The sequence below is a fragment of the Pseudomonas sp. IT-P171 genome (assembly GCF_949767765.1).
Classification (GTDB): Bacteria; Pseudomonadota; Gammaproteobacteria; order Pseudomonadales; family Pseudomonadaceae; genus Aquipseudomonas; species Aquipseudomonas fluorescens_B.
In genome coordinates this window covers 106,839-127,130 of record NZ_CATKQN010000008.1, presented here as the reverse complement: position 1 = coordinate 127,130, position 20,292 = coordinate 106,839, and the positions used below count along the sequence as shown (strand labels likewise).

Here is a 20,292-nt window from a genome sequence, read left to right as displayed (position 1 = left end):
GTACTTATGACTAAGAAATACTTTGGCACCGACGGGATTCGTGGTCGGGTCGGCGAATATCCGATTACTCCTGAATTCATGCTCAAGCTCGGCTGGGCTGCAGGCATGGCGTTCCGCAAAATGGGCGCCTGCAAGGTGCTGGTGGGCAAGGACACCCGGATCTCCGGGTACATGTTCGAATCGGCGCTCGAGGCCGGGCTGACTTCGGCGGGTGCCGACGTGATGCTCCTGGGCCCGATGCCGACCCCGGCCATCGCTTATCTGACGCGTACGTTCCATGCCGAAGCCGGGATCGTGATCAGTGCCTCGCACAATCCTCACGATGATAATGGCATCAAGTTTTTCTCCGGAAAGGGCACCAAGCTCCCGGATGAAGTCGAGCACATGATCGAAGAGTTGCTCGACACCCCGATGACCGTTGTTGAATCGAGCAAGATCGGCAAAGTGTCGCGAATCAACGACGCTTCGGGTCGTTATATCGAATTCTGCAAGAGCAGCGTGCCGACCGGCACCAGCTTTTCGGGCCTGAAGATCGTGATCGATTGCGCTCACGGTGCGACCTACAAAGTGGCGCCGAGTGTGTTCCGCGAGTTGGGCGCCGACGTTGTTGTGCTTTCCGCACAGCCGAACGGCCTGAATATCAATGACAACTGCGGCTCGACCCATATGGGCCCGCTGCAGGCTGCCGTACTGGCTGAGCATGCCGATCTCGGGATTGCTTTCGACGGTGATGGCGATCGGGTCCTGATGGTCGATCACACGGGCGCCGTCGTCGATGGTGACGAGCTTTTGTTCATCATTGCCCGCGACCTGCATGAGCGTGACCTGTTGAAAGGCGGTGTGGTCGGGACATTGATGAGTAACCTGGGGCTGGAGCTGGCCCTCGCGGATCTGTCGATTCCATTTGTGCGTGCGAATGTCGGTGACCGTTATGTGATCGCGGATTTGCTGGAGCGCAACTGGCTGGTGGGTGGTGAGAACTCGGGTCATATCGTTTGCTTCAATCACACCACCACCGGTGATGCGATTATTGCAGCGTTGCAGGTGCTGATGGCATTGCAGACGCGCTCCGAAGGGCTGGGTCAGGCCCGGCAGGCGCTGCGCAAGTGCCCTCAGGTGCTGATCAACGTGCGGTTCGGCGGTGGTGCGAGCCCGCTGGATCATCCGTCAGTGAAAGAGGCCGGCGAGCGTGTGACCAAAGCCATGGCGGGTCGTGGGCGCGTGCTGTTGCGCAAGTCCGGCACGGAGCCGTTGGTGCGAGTCATGGTCGAAGGCGAAGACGAAACACAGGTTCGCGGCTACGCCGAAGAGCTGGCAAAACTGGTTACTGAAGTTTCTGCCTGAATTCGGCTTGCCAGCCATGATTGTGTTGGGTAACATCTGCGCCCACTTTGACCGACGAGGTACAGCATGCGTCGCCCTATGGTAGCTGGTAACTGGAAGATGCACGGTACCCGCGCCAGCGTCGCTGAGCTGATCAAAGGCTTGCGTAATTTGGCCTTGCCGAGCGGTGTTGATGTTGCGGTATTCCCGTCTTTCTTGCATGTCAATCAAGTGATTGATGGTCTGGAAGGCAAGTCGATCAAGGTCGGCGCGCAGAACGCTGCGGTGGAATCCAAGCAAGGTGCGTTGACCGGTGAAGTTGCGCCGAGTCAGTTGGCTGATGAAGGTTGTTCCCTGGTGCTTGTCGGGCATTCCGAACGCCGCCAGGTCATCGGCGAGAATGATGAAACACTGATTCGCAAGTTCGCAGCGGCACAGGAATGTGGCTTGATTCCGGTGTTGTGCATAGGGGAAACCCTCGAGCAGCGCGAAGCCGGTAAAACGCTTGAAGTTGTCGGGCATCAGCTCGGCAGCGTCATCGAGAAGCTGGGTGTCGGTGTTTTTGCAAAGGCAGTAATCGCTTACGAGCCGGTCTGGGCCATTGGCACCGGGCTGACTGCTTCGCCGCAACAGGCGCAGGATGTGCACGCAGCCATTCGCGCTCAGTTGGCGGCAGAGAATTCTGAGGTCGCACAAGGTGTGCGGCTTCTATACGGCGGCAGCGTGAAGGCGGCCAATGCGGTCGAACTGTTCGGCATGCCGGATATCGATGGGGGGCTCATTGGTGGAGCTTCCCTGAATGCAGATGAGTTCGGTGCGATTATTCGCGCCGCGGGAAACTGAAAAAATGCTGGAAACAGTCGTAGTCGTTTTTCATCTGCTGGGTGCATTGGGCGTAGTTGCTCTGGTATTGCTGCAGCAGGGTAAAGGTGCGGATGCTGGCGCGTCTTTCGGAGCAGGTGCTTCAAATACTGTGTTCGGAAGCCAAGGTTCCTCTACCTTTCTTAGTAAGTTTACTGCTATACTTGCCGCCGGTTTCTTCATAACCAGCTTGGGGTTAGGTTACTTTGCTAAAGAGAAGGCTCACCAGCTGACTCAAGTAGGTTTGCCAAACCCGGCAGTGTTGGAAGTTCCAAAGCAACAACCGGCTTCTGATGATGTTCCGGTGCTTCAAGAGCAAAAGTCGGCTACTCCAGCGACTGACGTGCCTCCAGCTCAAGAGCAAAAGTAAGAAGGGTTTCAAACGTAGTATTGCCGAGGTGGTGGAATTGGTAGACACGCAACCTTGAGGTGGTTGTGCCCATAGGGTGTAGGGGTTCGAGTCCCCTTCTCGGTACCAATTATCAGGAGAGCCCGCTGTTGCGGGCTTTCTTGTAGGTGGAAGGTTACATTGACCCTGTCAGGGATCGGTCGTATACTTCCGCCCCAGCTTTGTCGCGGGGTGGAGCAGTCTGGTAGCTCGTCGGGCTCATAACCCGAAGGTCGTCGGTTCAAATCCGGCCCCCGCAACCAGTTTAAGGAGCCCCTTTTAAGGGGCTTTTTGTTAGCTGGACACTTTCTACGCCGCTGTTCGACGGCGTTTCAAGGATGGGCGTTTCGCCCATTTTTTTATTTTGCATAGCATGCACATACATGCACGAGGGGGTTCAGGTGTCGAGCAAGCTAGAAGAGTTGCAGGCCTTGCTGGCCCCGGTGGTCGTGGCCCTAGGCTATGAATGCTGGGGTATTGAGTTCTCGGCTCAAGGTCGCCACTCAATGTTGCGCGTTTATATTGATAAAGAAGGCGGCGTGTTGGTGGACGATTGCGCCATCGTCAGCCGTCAGATCAGCGGTGTCCTGGATGTTGAAGATCCAATCGCCGTTGAATACACCCTTGAAGTTTCCTCGCCTGGCATGGAACGCCCACTGTTCACTATTGAGCAGTTTGCAAAATTTGCCGGTGAACAAGTGAAGATCAAGCTGCGCTCGCCTTTTGAAGGGCGACGCAACTTTCAGGGCCTTCTGCGCGGTGTAGAAGAGCAGGACGTCGTGGTGCAGGTAGAAGACCATGAATTCCTGTTGCCGATCGATATGATCGACAAGGCCAACATTATTCCCAGTTTTGACTGAGACGCGGATCCCGCGGATCCAATGGCTTGCGAAAGGCGAGGCGTACGATGAGCAAAGAAGTACTGCTGGTTGTTGAGTCGGTATCCAATGAAAAGGGCGTACCGGCAAACGTAATTTTTGAAGCGCTGGAGCTGGCTCTGGCCACCGCTACCAAAAAGCGGTTTGAGGACGAAGTCGATCTGCGTGTGGAAATCAATCGCCACACCGGTGCTTACGAGACATTCCGTCGCTGGACGGTTGTCGAAGAAGCAGACCTGGACGATCCGGCCATCGAAACCTGGCCGAGCAAGGTTGCCGAAACGCATCCTGGCGCCAAGGTTGGCGATGTAGTCGAAGAAAAAATCGAATCCATCGAGTTCGGCCGTATCGCGGCACAGACTGCCAAGCAAGTCATTGTGCAGAAAGTTCGCGAAGCCGAGCGTGCTCAAGTCGTTGACGCCTATCGCGAGCGCCTGGGGGAAATCATCTCCGGCACCGTGAAGAAAGTGACCCGCGACAACGTGATCGTCGACCTGGGCAACAACGCCGAAGCGTTGCTGGCTCGTGAAGACATCATCTCTCGCGAAACCTTCCGGGTGGGTGTGCGCCTGCGTGCGCTGCTCAAGGAAATCCGCACCGAGAACCGCGGCCCGCAGCTGATCCTGTCGCGTACCGCGCCGGAAATGCTGATCGAGTTGTTCCGCATCGAAGTGCCGGAAATCGCTGAAGGCCTGATCGAAGTAATGGCAGCTTCCCGTGACCCGGGTTCGCGCGCCAAGATCGCGGTCCGCTCCAAGGACAAACGCATCGACCCGCAAGGCGCTTGCATCGGTATGCGCGGTTCGCGCGTCCAGGCAGTGTCGGGTGAGTTGGGTGGTGAGCGTGTCGACATCGTCCTGTGGGACGACAACCCGGCTCAGTTCGTGATCAATGCAATGTCGCCGGCTGAAGTGGCGGCAATTATCGTTGACGAAGATGCCCATGCAATGGACATCGCCGTTGGCGCAGACAATCTGGCTCAGGCCATCGGTCGTGGTGGTCAGAACGTGCGTCTGGCCAGCCAATTGACTGGCTGGACCCTGAACGTGATGACCGAATCGGACATCCAGGCTAAGCAGCAAGCAGAAACCGGCGACATCCTGCGCAACTTCATCGACGAGCTGGAAGTCGACGAAGACCTGGCACAGGTGCTGGTAGATGAAGGCTTCACCAGCCTGGAAGAGATTGCCTACGTACCGTTGGAAGAAATGCTCAACATCGACGGCTTTGACGAAGAAACCGTCAACGAGCTTCGCGCTCGTGCCAAGGATCGTTTGTTGACCAAAGCCATCGCTACTGAGGAAAAGCTGGCAGACGCCCATCCGGCCGAAGACCTGCTCTCGCTTGAGGGTATGGACAAGGATTTGGCGATGGAACTGGCGGTGCGCGGCGTAATTACCCGCGAAGACCTGGCCGAGCAGTCTATTGACGACCTGCTCGACATCGACGGCATTGACGATGATCGTGCCGGCAAGTTGATCATGGCCGCCCGAGCCCACTGGTTCGAGTAATTAGGCGCGGCCTGAGGAGAGAAGTGCATGACGCAAGTCACGGTGAAACAACTGGCCGATGAGGTCAAAACACCGGTAGAGCGCCTGTTGCAGCAGATGCGTGAGGCAGGTCTGCCGCACACCGCCGCCGAAGAACATGTGACTGACAGTGAGAAGCAATCTTTGCTGACTCACTTGAAAAGCAGCCACAAGGCGAAAGTGGAAGAACCACGCAAGATCACACTGCAGCGTAAAACCACCAGCACCCTGCGTGTTGCTGGCAGCAAAAGCATCAGTGTTGAAGTCCGTAAAAAGAAAGTTTTCGTACAGCGCAGCCCGGAAGAAATCGAAGCCGAGCGCAAACGCGAACTGGAAGAACGTCGCGCAGTAGAAAATGCTGCTCGTCAGAAGGCTGAAGAAGAAGCCAAGCGTCGTGCCGAAGAAGAAGCGCGTCGTCAGCCTGCTGCTGCGCAAACCGCTTCCAACGACGCCGTTGCAGCGCCGGTTGCAGTTGCCGAACCCGTACGTGAAAGCGCACCGGTTGTTGCAGCTGCGCCAGCTCCGTCTGCTGACGTTCGCAACAAGCAGAACGAACAGCGCCGTCCGGACAAACCACGTGCCGACGATAACAATCGTCGTGGCAGTGGCGATGGCGAGCGCAAAAACGCTCCACATCGTGCTTCGGTCAAAGAGAAAGCGCCTGCTCCACGTGTTGCGCCACGTACTACCGACGAAGAAAGCGATGGCTTCCGTCGTGGTGGTCGCGGCAAGGCCAAGCTGAAGAAACGCAACGCTCACGGTTTCCAGAGCCCAACCGGCCCTGTAGTGCGCGAAGTGAAGATCGGCGAGACCATCACTGTTGGCGATCTCGCCCAGCAGATGTCGGTCAAGGCGGCTGAAATCATCAAGTTCATGTTCAAACTGGGTACTCCAGCGACCATCAACCAGGTACTGGACCAGGAAACTGCCCAGCTGGTTGCCGAAGAGCTGGGCCACAAAGTGACCCTGGTCAGCGACACCGCCCTGGAAGATTCCCTGGCCGAGTCCCTGAAGTTTGAAGGTGAAGCGTTCTCCCGTGCACCGGTCGTGACCGTAATGGGCCACGTTGACCACGGTAAGACCTCGCTGCTCGACTACATCCGTCGTGCCAAGGTAGCTGCAGGCGAAGCCGGCGGTATTACCCAGCACATCGGTGCGTACCACGTTGAAACCGAACGCGGCATGGTCACCTTCCTCGACACCCCGGGTCACGCCGCGTTTACCGCAATGCGTGCTCGTGGTGCCAAGGCGACCGACATCGTGATCCTGGTGGTTGCAGCGGACGACGGCGTAATGCCGCAGACCGTTGAAGCTGTTCAGCACGCGAAGGCTGCCGGTGTTCCGCTGGTTGTAGCTGTGAACAAAATCGACAAGCCGGGCGCCGATCTCGATCGTATCCGCAGCGAACTGTCGGTTCACGGCGTGACCTCGGAAGAGTGGGGCGGCGACACCCCGTTCGTATCGGTTTCGGCGAAAGTCGGTACTGGCGTGGACGAGTTGCTCGAAGCTGTTCTGCTGCAAGCCGAAGTTCTGGAACTGAAAGCAACTCCGTCGGCTCCGGGCCGTGGCGTTGTGGTTGAATCGCGTCTCGACAAAGGTCGTGGCCCGGTTGCAACCGTTCTGGTTCAAGACGGTACCCTGCGCCAAGGCGACATGGTCCTGGTCGGTTCGAACTATGGCCGTGTACGTGCCATGCTCGACGAGAACGGCAAGCCAATCAAGGAAGCCGGTCCTTCCATCCCTGTCGAGATTCTCGGCCTGGACGGTACCCCGGACGCTGGCGACGAGATGAGCGTGGTTGCCGACGAGAAGAAAGCCCGTGAAGTGGCTTTGTTCCGTCAAGGCAAGTTCCGCGAAGTCAAACTGGCCCGTGCTCACGCCGGCAAGCTTGAAAACATCTTCGAGAACATGGGTCAGGAAGAGAAGAAGACGCTCAACATCGTCCTCAAATCCGACGTCCGTGGTTCGCTGGAAGCGTTGAACGGTGCCTTGAACGGCCTGGGTAACGACGAAGTGCAAGTGCGTGTTGTCGGTGGCGGTGTCGGTGGTATCACCGAGTCCGACGCCAACCTGGCACTGGCCTCCAACGCTGTACTGTTCGGCTTCAACGTGCGTGCCGATGCCGGTGCTCGCAAGATCGTCGAGCAGGAAGGTCTGGATATGCGTTACTACAACGTGATCTACGACATCATCGAAGACGTCAAGAAAGCCCTCACCGGTATGCTGGGCAGCGATGTTCGCGAGAACATCCTGGGTACCGCTGAAGTCCGTGACGTGTTCCGTTCGCCGAAGTTTGGCGCGATCGCTGGTTGCATGGTTATCGAAGGTGTTGTTCACCGTAACCGTCCAATCCGTGTACTGCGTGAAGACATCGTTATCTTCGAAGGCGAGCTGGAATCCCTGCGCCGCTTCAAGGATGACGCTTCCGAAGTACGTGCCGGCATGGAATGCGGTATCGGCGTGAAGAGCTACAACGACGTCAAAGTCGGTGACAAGATCGAAGTCTTCGAGAAGGTTCAGGTTGCTCGCAGCCTCTAACTCGCGCACTTCAAGGGCCACGCCAAGCCGCCGCATGCAAATGCGCGACATAGCGTCAGGACTCTAAACGCAACGCCCGGTCTGGCTTTTGTCAGGCCGGGCGTTTGCCGCTTTCAGACCCTTCGGGTTTCACCGTGGGGCAGTAACAGGTAACAAGACATGGCAAAAGAATACAGCCGTACCCAACGTATCGGCGATCAGATGCAGCGTGAGCTGGCACAGCTGATCCGTCGTGAAGTCAAAGACCCGCGCGTCGGCCTGGTCACCATTACCGCTGTTGAAGTCAGCCGTGACGTCGGTCACGCCAAGATTTTCATCACCGTGATGGGCCAGGACAACGCCGAAGACATCGCGCAAAGCATCAAGGTGCTCAACTCCGCCGCCGGTTTCCTGCGCATGCAGCTGGCCCGCGAAATGAAGTTGCGCAGCGTTCCGCAGCTGCACTTCCACTACGACGAAAGCGTCGTGCGTGGCGCGCACCTGTCGGCCCTGATCGAGCGTGCGGTGGCTGAAGACAATCAGCACCCGGTTGCGGCAGACGCCGAAGACACCAAGGAGTAATCGGTGGCTCAGGTCAAACGTATCCGTCGTAACGTCAGCGGCATCATCCTGCTCGACAAACCGCTGGGGTTCACCTCCAACGCGGCGTTGCAGAAGGTCCGCTGGTTGCTGAACGCCGAGAAGGCCGGGCACACCGGCAGTCTCGATCCGCTGGCCACCGGCGTGTTGCCGTTGTGCTTCGGTGAGGCCACCAAGTTCTCGCAGTACCTGCTCGATTCCGACAAGGGTTACGAAACCCTGGCGCAACTGGGCAAGACCACCACCACGGCAGATGCCGAAGGTGAAGTTTTGCAGGAGCGTCCGGTGACCGTTGGTCGATCCGATGTCGAAGCGGTACTGCCGAAATTTCGTGGTCAAATCAGTCAGATACCGCCGATGTACTCGGCGCTCAAGCGTGATGGCCAGCCGCTGTACAAGCTGGCACGTGCAGGCGAAGTAGTGGAGCGCGAACCGCGTTCTGTTACTATTGCGCGCTTGGAATTGCTGGCCTTTGAAGGTGATACTGCGCGGCTTGCGGTGGATTGCAGCAAAGGCACCTATATCCGCACCCTGGTGGAGGATATTGGTGAGCAACTCGGTTGTGGCGCTTACGTTGCAGAACTGCGACGTACCCAGGCCGGGCCTTTCACACTGGCGCAGACAGTCACGCTTGAAGAGCTGGAAGCGGTACATGCCGAAGGCGGCAACGAAGCGGTCGACCGCTTCCTGATGCCATCGGACAGTGGCCTGCTGGATTGGCCTCTGTTGCAATTCTCGGAGCATAGCTCGTTCTACTGGCTCAACGGCCAACCGGTACGAGCCCCGGATGCACCGAAGTTCGGCATGGTACGGGTACAGGATCACAACGGTCGCTTCATCGGTATCGGTGAAGTGAGCGAAGACGGGCGCATCGCGCCGCGTCGACTGATTCGGTCAGAATGACCGGACGAGGGTGGCTGTTAACAGGCACGGTCACTTCCTCATTTTTAGATACAGGGATTTGTCCCTGGCCTGTTGAAGCTGTTTTTCTGAAACAGTTTCCTGATAAAAGGATTGCCACATGGCTCTCGACGTTCAAGAAAAAGCTCAAATCGTAGCTGACTACCAGCAAGCTGTTGGTGACACTGGTTCGCCAGAAGTGCAAGTTGCACTGCTGACCCACAACATCAACAAACTGCAAGGTCACTTCAAGGCCAACGGTAAAGATCACCACTCCCGTCGTGGTCTGATCCGCATGGTAAACCAGCGCCGTAAGCTGCTGGACTACCTGAAAGGCAAGGATCTGGGCCGTTACCAGGCTCTGATCGGTCGCCTGGGTCTGCGTCGCTAATAAGCGATTGCGCTAGAGGTTGGTTGTCTGTCGTACGTCAGTGGGTTTCCCGCTGGCGTAGGGCAGGCTCCCAGCCTCAAGTTTTATCTGGATACACGTTTTACCCTGGACAGGCGTTGGGCCGATTCCCGACATTGCCCAAGAATTTCGCAAGAAGACAAGTTCCCCAAGAGCCACAAAAGAAGGTAGGACACCGTGAACCCGGTAATCAAAAAATTCCAGTTCGGTCAGTCGACCGTTACCCTCGAGACTGGCCGTATCGCCCGTCAGGCCTCCGGCGCAGTATTGGTCACCGTTGACGACGACGTCAGCGTGTTGGTGACTGTAGTCGGTGCCAAGCAAGCCGATCCAGGCAAGGGCTTCTTCCCTCTGTCCGTTCACTACCAGGAAAAGACTTACGCTGCCGGTAAGATCCCTGGCGGTTTCTTCAAGCGCGAAGGCCGTCCTTCCGAGAAAGAAACCCTGACTTCCCGACTGATCGACCGTCCGATCCGTCCGCTGTTCCCGGAAGGCTTCATGAACGAAGTGCAGGTTGTCTGCACCGTCGTTTCCACCAGCAAGAAGACCGATCCGGACATCGCTGCGATGATCGGTACCTCGGCTGCGCTGGCTATCTCCGGCATTCCTTTCGATGGCCCGATCGGCGCTGCCCGCGTTGCGTTCCACGAAAGCACCGGCTACCTGCTGAACCCGACTTACGAACAACTGAAAGCATCGAGCCTGGACATGGTCGTTGCCGGTACTTCGGAAGCCGTTCTGATGGTTGAATCGGAAGCCAAAGAGCTGACCGAAGACCAGATGCTGGGCGCGGTACTGTTTGCTCACGACGAGTTCCAGGTTGTGATCAACGCTGTCAAGGAACTGGCTGCCGAAGCTGCGAAGCCGACCTGGACCTGGGCTCCACAGCCAGAAGCCACTGCGCTGCTGGGCGCGATCCGTGCCGAGTTCGGCGAAGCGATCTCCCAGGCTTACACCATCACTGTCAAAGCCGACCGTTATGCACGTCTGGGCGAGCTGAAAGACCAGGTGGTTGCCAAGCTGTCCGGTGAAGAAGGTCAGCCGACTTCCGCTGAAGTCAAAGCTGCTTTCGGTGAAATCGAATACCGCACCGTTCGCGAAAACATCGTTAACGGCAAGCCACGTATCGACGGCCGCGACACCAAGACCGTACGTCCTTTGAACATTGAAGTCGGTGTTCTGCCAAAGACCCACGGTTCGGCACTGTTCACCCGTGGCGAAACCCAGGCTCTGGTTGTTGCAACACTGGGCACCGCCCGTGACGCACAGCTGCTGGACACCCTGGAAGGCGAGAAAAAAGACCCTTTCATGCTGCACTACAACTTCCCTCCGTTCTCGGTAGGCGAGTGTGGTCGCATGGGTGGCGCCGGTCGTCGCGAAATCGGCCACGGCCGTCTGGCCCGCCGTTCGGTTCAGGCCATGCTGCCTGCTGCCGACGTGTTCCCGTACACCATCCGTGTGGTGTCGGAAATCACCGAGTCCAACGGTTCGAGCTCCATGGCTTCGGTCTGCGGCGCTTCCCTGGCCCTGATGGACGCCGGTGTTCCGATGAAGGCACCGGTTGCGGGTATCGCCATGGGTCTGGTTAAAGAAGGCGAGAAGTTCGCCGTCCTGACCGACATCCTGGGTGACGAAGACCACCTGGGCGACATGGACTTCAAAGTAGCCGGTACCGCCAAAGGTGTGACCGCGCTGCAGATGGACATCAAGATCAAAGGCATCACCGAAGAAATCATGGAAATCGCTCTGGGCCAAGCCCTGGAAGCGCGCCTGAACATCCTCGGTCAGATGAACCAGATCATTGGCCAGTCGCGTAACGAGCTGTCGGAAAACGCTCCGACCATGATCGCGATGAAAATCGACACCGACAAAATCCGTGATGTCATCGGTAAAGGCGGCGCGACCATTCGTGCGATCTGTGAAGAGACCAAGGCTTCGATCGACATCGAAGACGACGGCTCGATCAAGATCTTCGGCGAAACCAAGGAAGCGGCTGAAGCAGCACGTCAGCGCGTTCTGGGCATCACCGCAGAAGCTGAAATCGGCAAGATCTACGTCGGTAAGGTTGAGCGTATCGTCGACTTCGGCGCATTCGTCAACATCCTGCCAGGCAAGGACGGTCTGGTTCACATCTCGATGCTGAGCGATGCTCGCGTCGAGAAAGTGACTGACATCCTGAAAGAAGGCCAGGAAGTGGAAGTACTGGTACTGGACGTGGACAACCGCGGCCGTATCAAGCTGTCCATCAAAGACGTCGCAGCAGCCAAGGCTTCGGGCGTTTAATCACTCCCCACGCCTGACCGCTTCAACGTTATAAAAAATGCCCCGCCGTGAAAACGGCGGGGCATTTTTTTGTCCGCATGAAATTGAGGCAATTTGGGAAGTTGCCTGACCCTAAAGTCAGTGCTAGGTTTAGCCCACCGCCCGTGTAGCTCAGTTGGTAGAGCAGCGCACTCGTAACGCGAAGGTCGCAGGTTCAATTCCTGTCTCGGGCACCAGCGACACTTTGTTTTCAAATGATCCACGAATGGTTCTGAAGGCCAGACAAGCCGGGCTTCACACGGTTTTTTGCGTCAGAGAGATCCTTGATGATCCAGATCCATCTTCCATTCCCCCGATCAGCGAGAACGACATGACCGTTAAAGAATTGACCCAGGAAGCCAGGCACGAAGAAGCACTGAAGAAGTACTTGCTTGATTCGCCCCAGCTCTCCGATGAGATCAAGGACCTGCCCGCCGACGATCAGAAAGACCAGATCCAGTGGGCGTTCGAGGATGAGGCGGAAGCCCAGGGCTTGCAGCCGTGGGAACTGACGCTCAAGTACACCTCGAGCCCGGAAGAGTTCGAGGCGTCGCGCCTGGCGCTGCACAAAGAGGCGGCCGAGGTATTGGGCGTCGAGTGGGAAGAGTACTGCGAGATGAACAATCTGGTGGTCTGACAAAAACGCCAGCCTCAATGAGGCTGGCGTTTTTCATTCAACCAGGCGTGATCAGAGGCTCAAACGCATCGACAGATCGACAGCCTTCACGTCCTTGGTCATCGCACCAATCGAAATGTAATCCACCCCTGTTTCGGCGATCGGCAGCAACGTGCTTTCGTTGATACCGCCGCTGGCCTCCAGTTTTGCCTTGCCGCCATTCAGGCGCACGGCTTCGCGCATGTCATCCAGGCTCAACTCGTCGAGCATGATGATATCGGCACCGGCGGCCAAGGCCTCCTTCAGCTCTGCCAGGCTTTCCACTTCGATCTCCACCGGTTTGCCCGGGGCAATCTTGTGCGCGGCGTTGATCGCTTCAGGGATGCCCCCGCAGGCGGCGATGTGGTTTTCCTTGATCAGGAACGCGTCGTACAAGCCGATGCGGTGGTTGTGGCAGCCGCCGCAGGTCACGGCATACTTCTGTGCCAGACGCAGCCCCGGCAGGGTTTTACGGGTATCGAGCAGCTTCACCTGCGTCTGGCCAACGAAATCCGCCAGGTATTGCGCGCGTGTGGCCACGCCGGACAGCAATTGCAGGAAATTCAGTGCGCAGCGTTCGCCTGTGAGCAGCGAGCGCGCGGGGCCTTCGAGGTGGAACAGCGCCTGATTGGGTTTCACCCGTTCGCCATCGCGCACCTGCCAGTGCACGGCCACTCGCGGGTCCAGTTGCCGGAACACGGCATCGACCCAGGCGGTGCCGGCGATGACCGCGGCGTCACGGGTGATGATGGTGGCTTTGGCCAGGCGTTCGGCCGGGATCAGCTGCGCGGTGATGTCGCCGCTGCCGATGTCTTCACGCAACGCACGGCGCACGTTGGCTTCGATTTCGGCGGTCAGATCGGCGAGACGTAGATTCGGCATAACGGACTCCACAAACAAAGTGGCCCGATTATAGGGCCATGGCGCAGAGCAACCCAAGGCGTGAGAGACCTTCCGGTCGCTCTGAAACCTGTATTTGGTCGATTTACCCGAGCCATTGGCGCTAAGCGGCGGTCTATCCGGAACGTCTATTTCAATAAGAGGCCCAGAGTCCGCTGGCACACGGGACATCTTTTGCAAGATAATGCGCCTTTCCTTTGACGTCATAGCTTTGACGTACTTTGTGTCCCGAATTATTGAATGACAGCGGATGGGCAGTGTCCACCGTTGAGCGCGGGTGTGAGTCCGGCGCACCGATCTACCGACGCATCACCGTTTCAGGAGGCCAGGATGCACAACGACGGGAATGTAGTGCCTTTGCACAAGGCGGCTACCGATCAGGCGACACCTTCGCCGCTCGCCCGTGTGCCTGTGATTCTGCTTCAGGTTCGCGACAAGGCCGCGCTACAGCTCAGGCATGGTTTGCAGGAACTGTTCGATAACGCCGACGACACGCTGTTCGAAATGGCTGACCGCGCCCGCGACGACGTCGAGCAGAACCTCTATTTCGAAGCCATGCGCGACTTGCGCCTCAAGCGCAAAAGTATCGAGCGGGTTTTTCTGGAGCAATTCCTTGAGGCCTTTGTCGGGCTCACCCGGAACGACACTACCAAGCCAGCCTTGCCCAGGGCACTGGTCTTCGACACGCTGGCTGCGCAGTCCGGCGATGACTTGGAACGCAGCGTGGCGGTGGAGGCCATGGTCAACAAGGTGCTGAGCCGTGACGGTTTCGGTCTCGATCAACTGACCGCTCGGCTCAGCATGTTGCTGGGCAAGAAGCTGGTGGCTCAGCACAACCCGTTGGGCCCGGCGATGCTGTGTGAATATTTCATGGAGGCCGGGCGTAATCTGGGGGTGGAGATCAAGGTCAAGCTGATCATCCTGAAACTCTTCGAGCGCTATGTGCTCAGCGACACCGACCAGCTCTACACCGAAGCCAATCAACTGCTGATCGCCACCGGCATATTGCCCGACCTCAAGCCCGCGCCGGCGCGGCGTGCGACCGATCGGGCGGAGGCCAGTGTCCACTCCGAGCCCGCTGAAGCCGGTATCCACGCCGGTAGCATGCAGATCGACGATGGCGTGCAGGAGGTTTTCGCGGCACTGCAGGAACTGCTGTTTCACGTGCGCGGCAGTGTCGCGCCGACACTGGAAGTCAGCGCCACGGCGCAGCCGATTTCTACCCGCGACCTGCTGCGCCTGCTCTCGCATTTGCAGCAATACGTGCCGGCGCCTGCTGCCCAGGACGATTTCGACCTGCGCAACCAGCTTGAACAGCTGCTGACCCGGGTCAGCGTCAAAAGCGGCAAGTCGCGCGTTGTTGGTGTGGCTGATGAAGACGTGATCAACCTGATCGCCATGCTGTTCGAATGCATCCTCGATGATCGCAACCTGCCGGATTCTCTCAAGGCGCTGATCAGCCGCTTGCAGATCCCGATGCTCAAAGTGGCGGTGCTCGACAAGAGTTTCTTCAGTCGCAGTAGTCATCCGGCACGCCGTCTGCTCAACGAAATCGCCGCTGCCGCCATGGGGTGGGGGGAATGCGATGACTATCAGCGCGACAGTCTGTACTTGCGTATCGAGCAAGTGGTTCAGCGCTTGTTGAACGATTTTGTCGACGATCCAGCTATTTTTTCCGAACTGTTGGCGGATTTTCTCGCGTTCACCAGCGATGAACGTCGTCGCAGCGAGCTGCTGGAACAACGCACCCGCGACGCTGAAGAAGGTCGCGCCAAAACCGAAATGGCCCGTCAGCGTGTCGAACGGGCGCTGAACCAGGTGCTGATGGGCAAGGTTCTGCCGCAGCGGGTGGTGGCGTTTGTCCAGGAGGCCTGGAGCCAGGTGCTGTTGCTGACCTGCCTCAAGCACGGCGATCAGTCGGCCGAATGGCAAGCCGATGTGCAAACCATGGAACAGCTGGTCTGGAGCGTGCAGCGGCATGACGAACCTGACGCCAGCCTGCGCCTGTTGGCGCTGGTGCCGGGGTTGCTCAAGTCCCTGCGTGACGGGTTGAACAGTTCGGCGTTCGATCCGTTCGCCACCGGCGAGTTTTTCAGTGAGCTGGAAAGCCTGCACGTTCAGCTGTTCGAGCGCCCGGATCAGACTCCGGCATCCACCCGGGAAGCCGATGCGCCGGTGATGGTGCAAGTGCAGGAAGAAATCGTACTGCGCACCGCTGACGAAGGGGCGGTGGCGTCGACCTCCGCACGTTTGTCGACGGATGATGCGGGGCTGATTCAGGTCGATCAACTGCGCGTGGGCTGCTGGGTCGAGTTTCAGGAGGAGGAAGATCACAACCTGCGCTGCAAGCTGGCTGCGATCATCGAGGCCACGGGCAACTACATTTTCGTCGACCGCACCGGGATGAAAGTACTGGAACGCAGCCGTACCGGCCTGGCCCTGGATTTTCGCCGGGGTGCGGTGCGAATCCTGGACGACACCTTGCTCTTCGACCGGGCGCTGGAGTCGGTCATCGGCAACCTGCGGCGTCTCAATCGCGGCAAGTGATCGCGCGCCAGGGGGCTATCGCGGCATACTGGGCGCCAACACAGTCGACGTTGAAGGAACCTGTATGCAGTTGGACCCCGCGAGCGGTTGGTGTCAGGGCGTGAATGTCTGCCCTTCACCCAACTTCAATGCGCGCCCCACGGGCGAAATTTCCCTGCTGGTGATCCACAACATCAGTCTGCCGCCGGCGCAGTTCGCCACCGGCAAGGTGCAGGAGTTTTTCCAGAACCGGCTGGATGTCACAGAGCATCCCTATTTTGAAGGGATCGCTGACCTGCGGGTGTCCGCGCACTTTCTGATTGAGCGTAACGGTACTGTCACTCAGTTTGTCTCGTGTCTCGAGCGCGCCTGGCATGCCGGCGTGTCATGTTTCGATGGCCGGGACACCTGTAACGATTTTTCCGTGGGCATCGAGCTCGAAGGCACGGATGATCTGCCGTTCACCGACGCTCAATATGCGTCGTTGACGGCCCTGACCTTGCAGCTGCAAAGCACTTTCACGGCCATCACCACGCAGCGCATCTGCGGACATAGCGACATCGCGCCGGGGCGCAAGACCGATCCGGGGCCGGCGTTCGATTGGGCGCGTTACCGCGCGGCCCTGGCTAAAGAGGAACAAGAATGAGTTTTCTGGTGTTGCTGTTGGCGGTATGGATCGAAAAATTCTCGGCCCTGCGCCATCGGATTCAACGTGACGGCGGCTGGGTACGCGAGCTGCACAAGCTTGAAGCCAGCCCGCGTCTGGCCAACCGTCCATGGTTGATATTGGTGATTCTGGTGTTGCTGCCAGTGGCGTTGCTGGGCCTGTTACTGGTGGTTCTGGAGCCGGTGGCTTACGGTCTGTTGGCGTTGCCGGTGCATTTGCTGGTGGTCATTTACAGCCTGGGTCGGGGCGATCTGCTGGCCGGTCTCGGGCCGTTTCGCGATGCCTGGCGCCGGGAAGACCTGCAGGCCGCCGCTCACGTGGCAAAGCGCGACCTGGATATCTGCGCCGACAGCGGCGAGCAACTGCTGGAACGGGTGGAAGGTCATTTGCTCTGGGAGGCCTACCAGAGCTTTTTTGCGGTGATTTTCTGGTATTTCCTGTTGGGCCCGGTGGCGGCGTTGAGCTACCGACTGCTGGCACTTGCCGAAGAACACGGGCAGAACCTCGCAGTCGTCGAGCGCGCCGCACAATTGCGCCACGCGTTCGATTGGGTGCCGGTGCGTCTGCTGGCGGCCAGCTTCGCGTTGGTCGGTAACTTTGTCGCGGTCAGCCGGGTGATGCTGCACGAACTGCTGAACTGGAACATCAGCGCCGCCCGGTTGATCGAGAAGGTCGGGCTGGTGGCCGGTGAAATTCCCGCGCCGGTGGTCGGCCCGGACGGCATCAACAGTCTCGACCGGATCTGGGAGTTGCTGCTGCGAGCGGCGGTGCTCTGGTACGCCGGTTTTGCCCTGTGGACGGTCCTTCCGTAATTCCGACATCCATTCCTCTGTGGCGAGGGCGCTTGCTCCCGCTGGGGTGCGAAGCGCCCCCCGGCATTCCTTCAGACAGACCTGGTTCCCTCCCGTTAACCTTAAGTTACAAACCCCCCAGCCGATTTAAGCTATACAGAGATAGCACTGAATAGTGGCTATCTGCTGCCTGTCTGTGCCTGCCAATAAAAATAAGAATGCAAAGGGAGACTTCCAGTGAAGAGCTTGCTCTATCCCGCCGTCGCGCTAATGAATCGCCTGAGCTTCGGCATGAAGTTCAGCCTGATCAGCGTGCTGTTCCTGGTGCCGATGCTGGTGACCAACTTTTACCTGGTGCGCGATTCCTATCGTGAATTCCAGGGCACCCGGGTCGAACTGCAGAGCCTCGACCTGCTGGGCAGCAGCCTGACCTTGCGACGGGATCTGGAAACCCTGAACAACCTGGTGCAGATCAACGTCATCCTGGGCCAGTCCGGCAAGGCAGCGGGTGTCGAACCCAAGATCAGTGCGTTGGAGCAAAGCGTTCTGGCCCGCCTGGAAGGACTTGCGGCGATGACCACCGATCCGGAACAAATCACGGTTTTCGATAGCAAACGCGATGAAATGCTCGCCGCGTTCAAGGCCCAGCAAGCAGAAAACTCCCTGCAAAGCAAAAGTGCGTTGATCGGCAAATTGCTTGGCAATGCGCAGATTTTCAGCCAGATCATTGCCAGCCAGGCAGGGTTGAGCCGCGACAGCCAGAGCGACATGCGTCAGCTTACCGAGCTCATTACCAACGTCACGCCGCCCGTGACCCAGACCTTGGGCGATGGCCGTGCGATGGGCTCCTACTCGCTGGGGCAAGGGTTCCTCAACTCGTCTTCGAGCACCCGTTTCGATGAGTTGCTGGCGCAGATCGAAAAACTCCAGGCCGAATACGGCCTGAAATTGCACGACGCGCTGGGCTCAAGCAAAGCGGCGAGTGAAACCCTGGCCGCCCAGGCCGAGAGCAGTAAGGCAACGCTGAAAAAAGCCAGTGAACTGTTCGAAGAACAAGTGGTAATGGCCGACACCCTCGATGCGCCTTGGCAGGCCTTTTATGATCAGGTCACCGGCCTGATGGACCAGACTTATCAACTCAACGAAGCCACTCTGAAATTCCTCGACACCCAGTTGCAGCAGCGGCTGACTCAGAACCGCACGCACATGGTCTTGCAGGCCGTCGCGTTGTCGGTGGTGTTTGTGTTGATCTTCTACCTCTATGGCGGTTTCTACGCCTCGACCCGCACCACCCTCAAGCGTCTTGGGGCGATGATGGACAAGGTGGCAGCCGGTGACATGACCGTGACCTTCAACGCCAACAGCCGTGACGAGCTGGGCGAGTTGGGCGAGGTGTTCAACGGCACCGTGAAGAAAATCCATGACCTGATCGAGCGTGTGGGCCACACCGTCGGTGAAGTCGAGCGTCAGGCCGGTCAGGTCGAGAATGTGTCGGCCCAGAGTAACCAGGCCGTTGCGGGGCAGCGCACACAGATCGAACAGGTCGCCACGGCCATGAATCAGATGTCGGCCACGTCACTGGAGGTGGCTCGTAGTGCGGCGGCGGCGGTCAGCAGTGCGCACAGTGTCAACGACGAGACGGTCAGCGGTCGCGGTCTGGTGGAATCGCAACAGGGCAGCATTGCCGCACTGGCCAGCGAGATCGATCAATCGGTGCTGGTGATCAATCAACTGGCCAGCGACAGCCAGTCCATCAGTCGGGTGCTGGAGGTGATCAAGAGCATCGCCGAGCAGACCAACCTGCTGGCGCTCAACGCTGCCATCGAGGCGGCGAGGGCGGGCGAGCAGGGGCGTGGCTTCGCGGTGGTGGCGGACGAGGTCCGGACCCTGGCCAAACGCACCCAACAATCCACTGAAGAAATCGAGCAAATGATTGCCAAGCTGCACAGCGGTGTCGGCGCGGCGGTGAAAGCCATGGGCACCAGCCATCAAATGGCCAATGGCACGGTGGGGCAGTCGGAAAAGGTCCAGCAGGCGCTGGAAAATATCCTTGGGGCGGTGGGAATGATCGTCGATCAGAACCAGCAGATCGCCGCTGCCGTGGAACAACAGACCGCCGTGGCGCACGACATCGACCAGAACATCGTCGAGATCAACCGAGCCGGCGAGCGCACCGCCGAAGGCGCGCACCAGACCGAGAACGCCAGTCGGGCGTTGTCGGCTCAGGTGGTGGAGCTTAAACAGCTGATCAGCGCGTTCCGGGTCTAGAGAAAGTTAAACAACTCACAGGCATTGTTCGTGCTCGCGGTGGCCAGTTGTTCCGGACTGATCGCCATGATTTCAGCCAGCGCCGCACAGATCGCCGGCAAATGCGCCGGGCTGTTGCGTTGACCGGGAAACATGGCGGGCGCCATGTCCGGTGAGTCGGTTTCCAGCACCACTGACTCCAGCGGCAACTCGGCGAGGACGCGGTGCATGCGCAAGGCCTGCGGCCAGGTCGCCGCGCCGCCAAGACCCAGTTTGAAACCGAGCTTGATGTACTCGCGGGCCTCTTCCTTGCTGCCGGCGAAGGCGTGAATGATGCCCGCGCGTTTCAACTTGAAGCGTTTGAGCGTGGCAATCACCGCCGCATGGCTGCGTCGCACATGAATCAGCGCCGGCAGATTGAAGTCCGCCGCCAGTTGCAATTGCGCGTCGAACAGCGCCTGCTGGCGCTGGCGATCGAGGGTTTCGATGAAGTAATCCAGGCCGATTTCGCCCACCGCACACAATTGGCGGTGACCGGCTAAACGCGTCAGCCAGTCGCCCAGCTCGTGCAAATCGTCGGGGCGATGATCCTCCAGATACACGGGGTGCAAACCGAACGCCGCATGCAGATCGGGATCGCTCAGCACCAAATCCCAGACGCGCTGCCAATTGGCCTGATAAACCCCCAGCACCACGATCCGTCGCACACCGAGGGCGCGGCTCTCGGCGAGCAGCGCCTGACGATCCTCGTCGAAATCCGGAAAATCCAGATGCGTGTGGGTGTCGATCAGCTCCACGGT

General features: G+C 58.6%; 17 protein-coding genes, 3 tRNA genes and 1 pseudogene. 19 read left to right on the top strand and 2 right to left on the bottom strand.

The annotated features are described in order from the left end of the window. Positions 1–6 precede the first annotated feature (6 nt). From glmM to ACM6I5_RS07020, 14 genes are all read left to right on the top strand, one after another. Positions 7–1,344, top strand: a complete 1,338-nt coding sequence (glmM, locus tag ACM6I5_RS07085) for a phosphoglucosamine mutase (RefSeq protein WP_017336471.1) — start codon at positions 7–9, stop codon at positions 1,342–1,344. 66 nt (positions 1,345–1,410) lie between these two features. Further along, complete coding sequence (tpiA, locus tag ACM6I5_RS07080) at positions 1,411–2,166, top strand: triose-phosphate isomerase (protein ID WP_017336472.1); 756 nt, start codon at positions 1,411–1,413, stop codon at positions 2,164–2,166. Between the two features lie 4 nt (positions 2,167–2,170). Further along, a complete protein-coding gene (gene secG, locus ACM6I5_RS07075) occupies positions 2,171–2,554 on the top strand; it encodes a preprotein translocase subunit SecG (protein WP_017336473.1) in 384 nt (127 codons plus the stop codon). Positions 2,555–2,576: 22 nt separating this feature from the next. Beyond that, positions 2,577–2,662 (top strand) — tRNA-Leu (locus ACM6I5_RS07070). A gap of 96 nt (positions 2,663–2,758) precedes the next feature. After that, positions 2,759–2,835: transfer RNA gene (locus tag ACM6I5_RS07065), tRNA-Met, on the top strand. Positions 2,836–2,973: 138 nt separating this feature from the next. After that, positions 2,974–3,432 carry a ribosome maturation factor RimP gene (gene rimP, locus ACM6I5_RS07060; RefSeq protein WP_010463487.1) on the top strand — a complete coding sequence of 153 codons (459 nt, stop codon included), beginning with the start codon at positions 2,974–2,976 and terminating at the stop codon, positions 3,430–3,432. A gap of 47 nt (positions 3,433–3,479) precedes the next feature. After that, entirely contained in the window at positions 3,480–4,961 is a 1,482-nt protein-coding gene (gene nusA / locus ACM6I5_RS07055; protein WP_007900474.1) for a transcription termination factor NusA, read from the top strand. Positions 4,962–4,988: 27 nt separating this feature from the next. Further along, positions 4,989–7,517, top strand: a complete 2,529-nt coding sequence (gene infB, locus ACM6I5_RS07050) for a translation initiation factor IF-2 (protein ID WP_017336475.1) — start codon at positions 4,989–4,991, stop codon at positions 7,515–7,517. Between the two features lie 159 nt (positions 7,518–7,676). Continuing rightward, positions 7,677–8,078 (top strand): 30S ribosome-binding factor RbfA, encoded by a 402-nt coding sequence (gene rbfA, locus ACM6I5_RS07045; RefSeq protein ID WP_017336476.1) that lies wholly within the window; start codon positions 7,677–7,679, stop codon positions 8,076–8,078. Between the two features lie 3 nt (positions 8,079–8,081). After that, on the top strand, positions 8,082–8,999 hold the full coding sequence (truB, locus tag ACM6I5_RS07040) for a tRNA pseudouridine(55) synthase TruB (RefSeq protein WP_017336477.1): 918 nt from the start codon (positions 8,082–8,084) through the stop codon (positions 8,997–8,999). 118 nt (positions 9,000–9,117) lie between these two features. Continuing rightward, positions 9,118–9,387 (top strand): 30S ribosomal protein S15, encoded by a 270-nt coding sequence (gene rpsO / locus ACM6I5_RS07035; RefSeq protein ID WP_003176135.1) that lies wholly within the window; start codon positions 9,118–9,120, stop codon positions 9,385–9,387. Between the two features lie 195 nt (positions 9,388–9,582). Further along, entirely contained in the window at positions 9,583–11,688 is a 2,106-nt protein-coding gene (gene pnp, locus ACM6I5_RS07030) for a polyribonucleotide nucleotidyltransferase (RefSeq protein WP_414883459.1), read from the top strand. A 139-nt stretch (positions 11,689–11,827) separates the two neighbouring features. Then, positions 11,828–11,903: transfer RNA gene (locus ACM6I5_RS07025), tRNA-Thr, on the top strand. A gap of 134 nt (positions 11,904–12,037) precedes the next feature. Beyond that, the gene (locus ACM6I5_RS07020; protein WP_031318375.1) at positions 12,038–12,343 is read left to right on the top strand and encodes a DUF6388 family protein; all 306 of its coding nucleotides are present in this window, start codon (positions 12,038–12,040) and stop codon (positions 12,341–12,343) included. A 51-nt stretch (positions 12,344–12,394) separates the two neighbouring features. Here the strand turns inward: ACM6I5_RS07020 and nadC are convergent, their stop codons facing one another. Beyond that, positions 12,395–13,243, bottom strand: coding sequence for a carboxylating nicotinate-nucleotide diphosphorylase (gene nadC / locus ACM6I5_RS07015; protein WP_052909685.1), 849 nt, complete (start codon positions 13,241–13,243; stop codon positions 12,395–12,397). A 348-nt stretch (positions 13,244–13,591) separates the two neighbouring features. Between nadC and ACM6I5_RS07010 the strand changes: the two genes are divergently transcribed. The 5 genes and pseudogenes from ACM6I5_RS07010 (at position 13,592) to ACM6I5_RS06990 (ending at position 19,513) form a co-directional block, all read left to right on the top strand. Then, positions 13,592–15,808, top strand: a complete 2,217-nt coding sequence (locus ACM6I5_RS07010; protein ID WP_414883458.1) for a DUF1631 domain-containing protein — start codon at positions 13,592–13,594, stop codon at positions 15,806–15,808. A 64-nt stretch (positions 15,809–15,872) separates the two neighbouring features. Further along, positions 15,873–16,433, top strand: a complete 561-nt coding sequence (gene ampD / locus ACM6I5_RS07005) for a 1,6-anhydro-N-acetylmuramyl-L-alanine amidase AmpD (protein ID WP_017336482.1) — start codon at positions 15,873–15,875, stop codon at positions 16,431–16,433. After that, positions 16,430–17,266, top strand: a complete 837-nt coding sequence (gene ampE / locus ACM6I5_RS07000) for a regulatory signaling modulator protein AmpE (protein WP_017336483.1) — start codon at positions 16,430–16,432, stop codon at positions 17,264–17,266. The genes ampD and ampE overlap by 4 nt, the downstream gene beginning before the upstream one ends. A 249-nt stretch (positions 17,267–17,515) precedes the next feature. Continuing rightward, positions 17,516–18,607: pseudogene (locus tag ACM6I5_RS06995) on the top strand (methyl-accepting chemotaxis protein); the annotation flags it as partial. Further along, positions 18,584–19,513, top strand: a complete 930-nt coding sequence (locus tag ACM6I5_RS06990) for a methyl-accepting chemotaxis protein (RefSeq protein ID WP_414883466.1) — start codon at positions 18,584–18,586, stop codon at positions 19,511–19,513. The pseudogene ACM6I5_RS06995 and the gene ACM6I5_RS06990, both read left to right, overlap by 24 nt. On the opposite strand, the gene ACM6I5_RS06985 is transcribed toward ACM6I5_RS06990, so the two are convergent. Continuing rightward, the gene (locus tag ACM6I5_RS06985) at positions 19,510–20,289 is read right to left on the bottom strand and encodes a TatD family hydrolase (RefSeq protein ID WP_414883457.1); all 780 of its coding nucleotides are present in this window, start codon (positions 20,287–20,289) and stop codon (positions 19,510–19,512) included. The genes ACM6I5_RS06990 and ACM6I5_RS06985 overlap by 4 nt on opposite strands. Between the last annotated feature and the right edge of the window lie 3 nt (positions 20,290–20,292).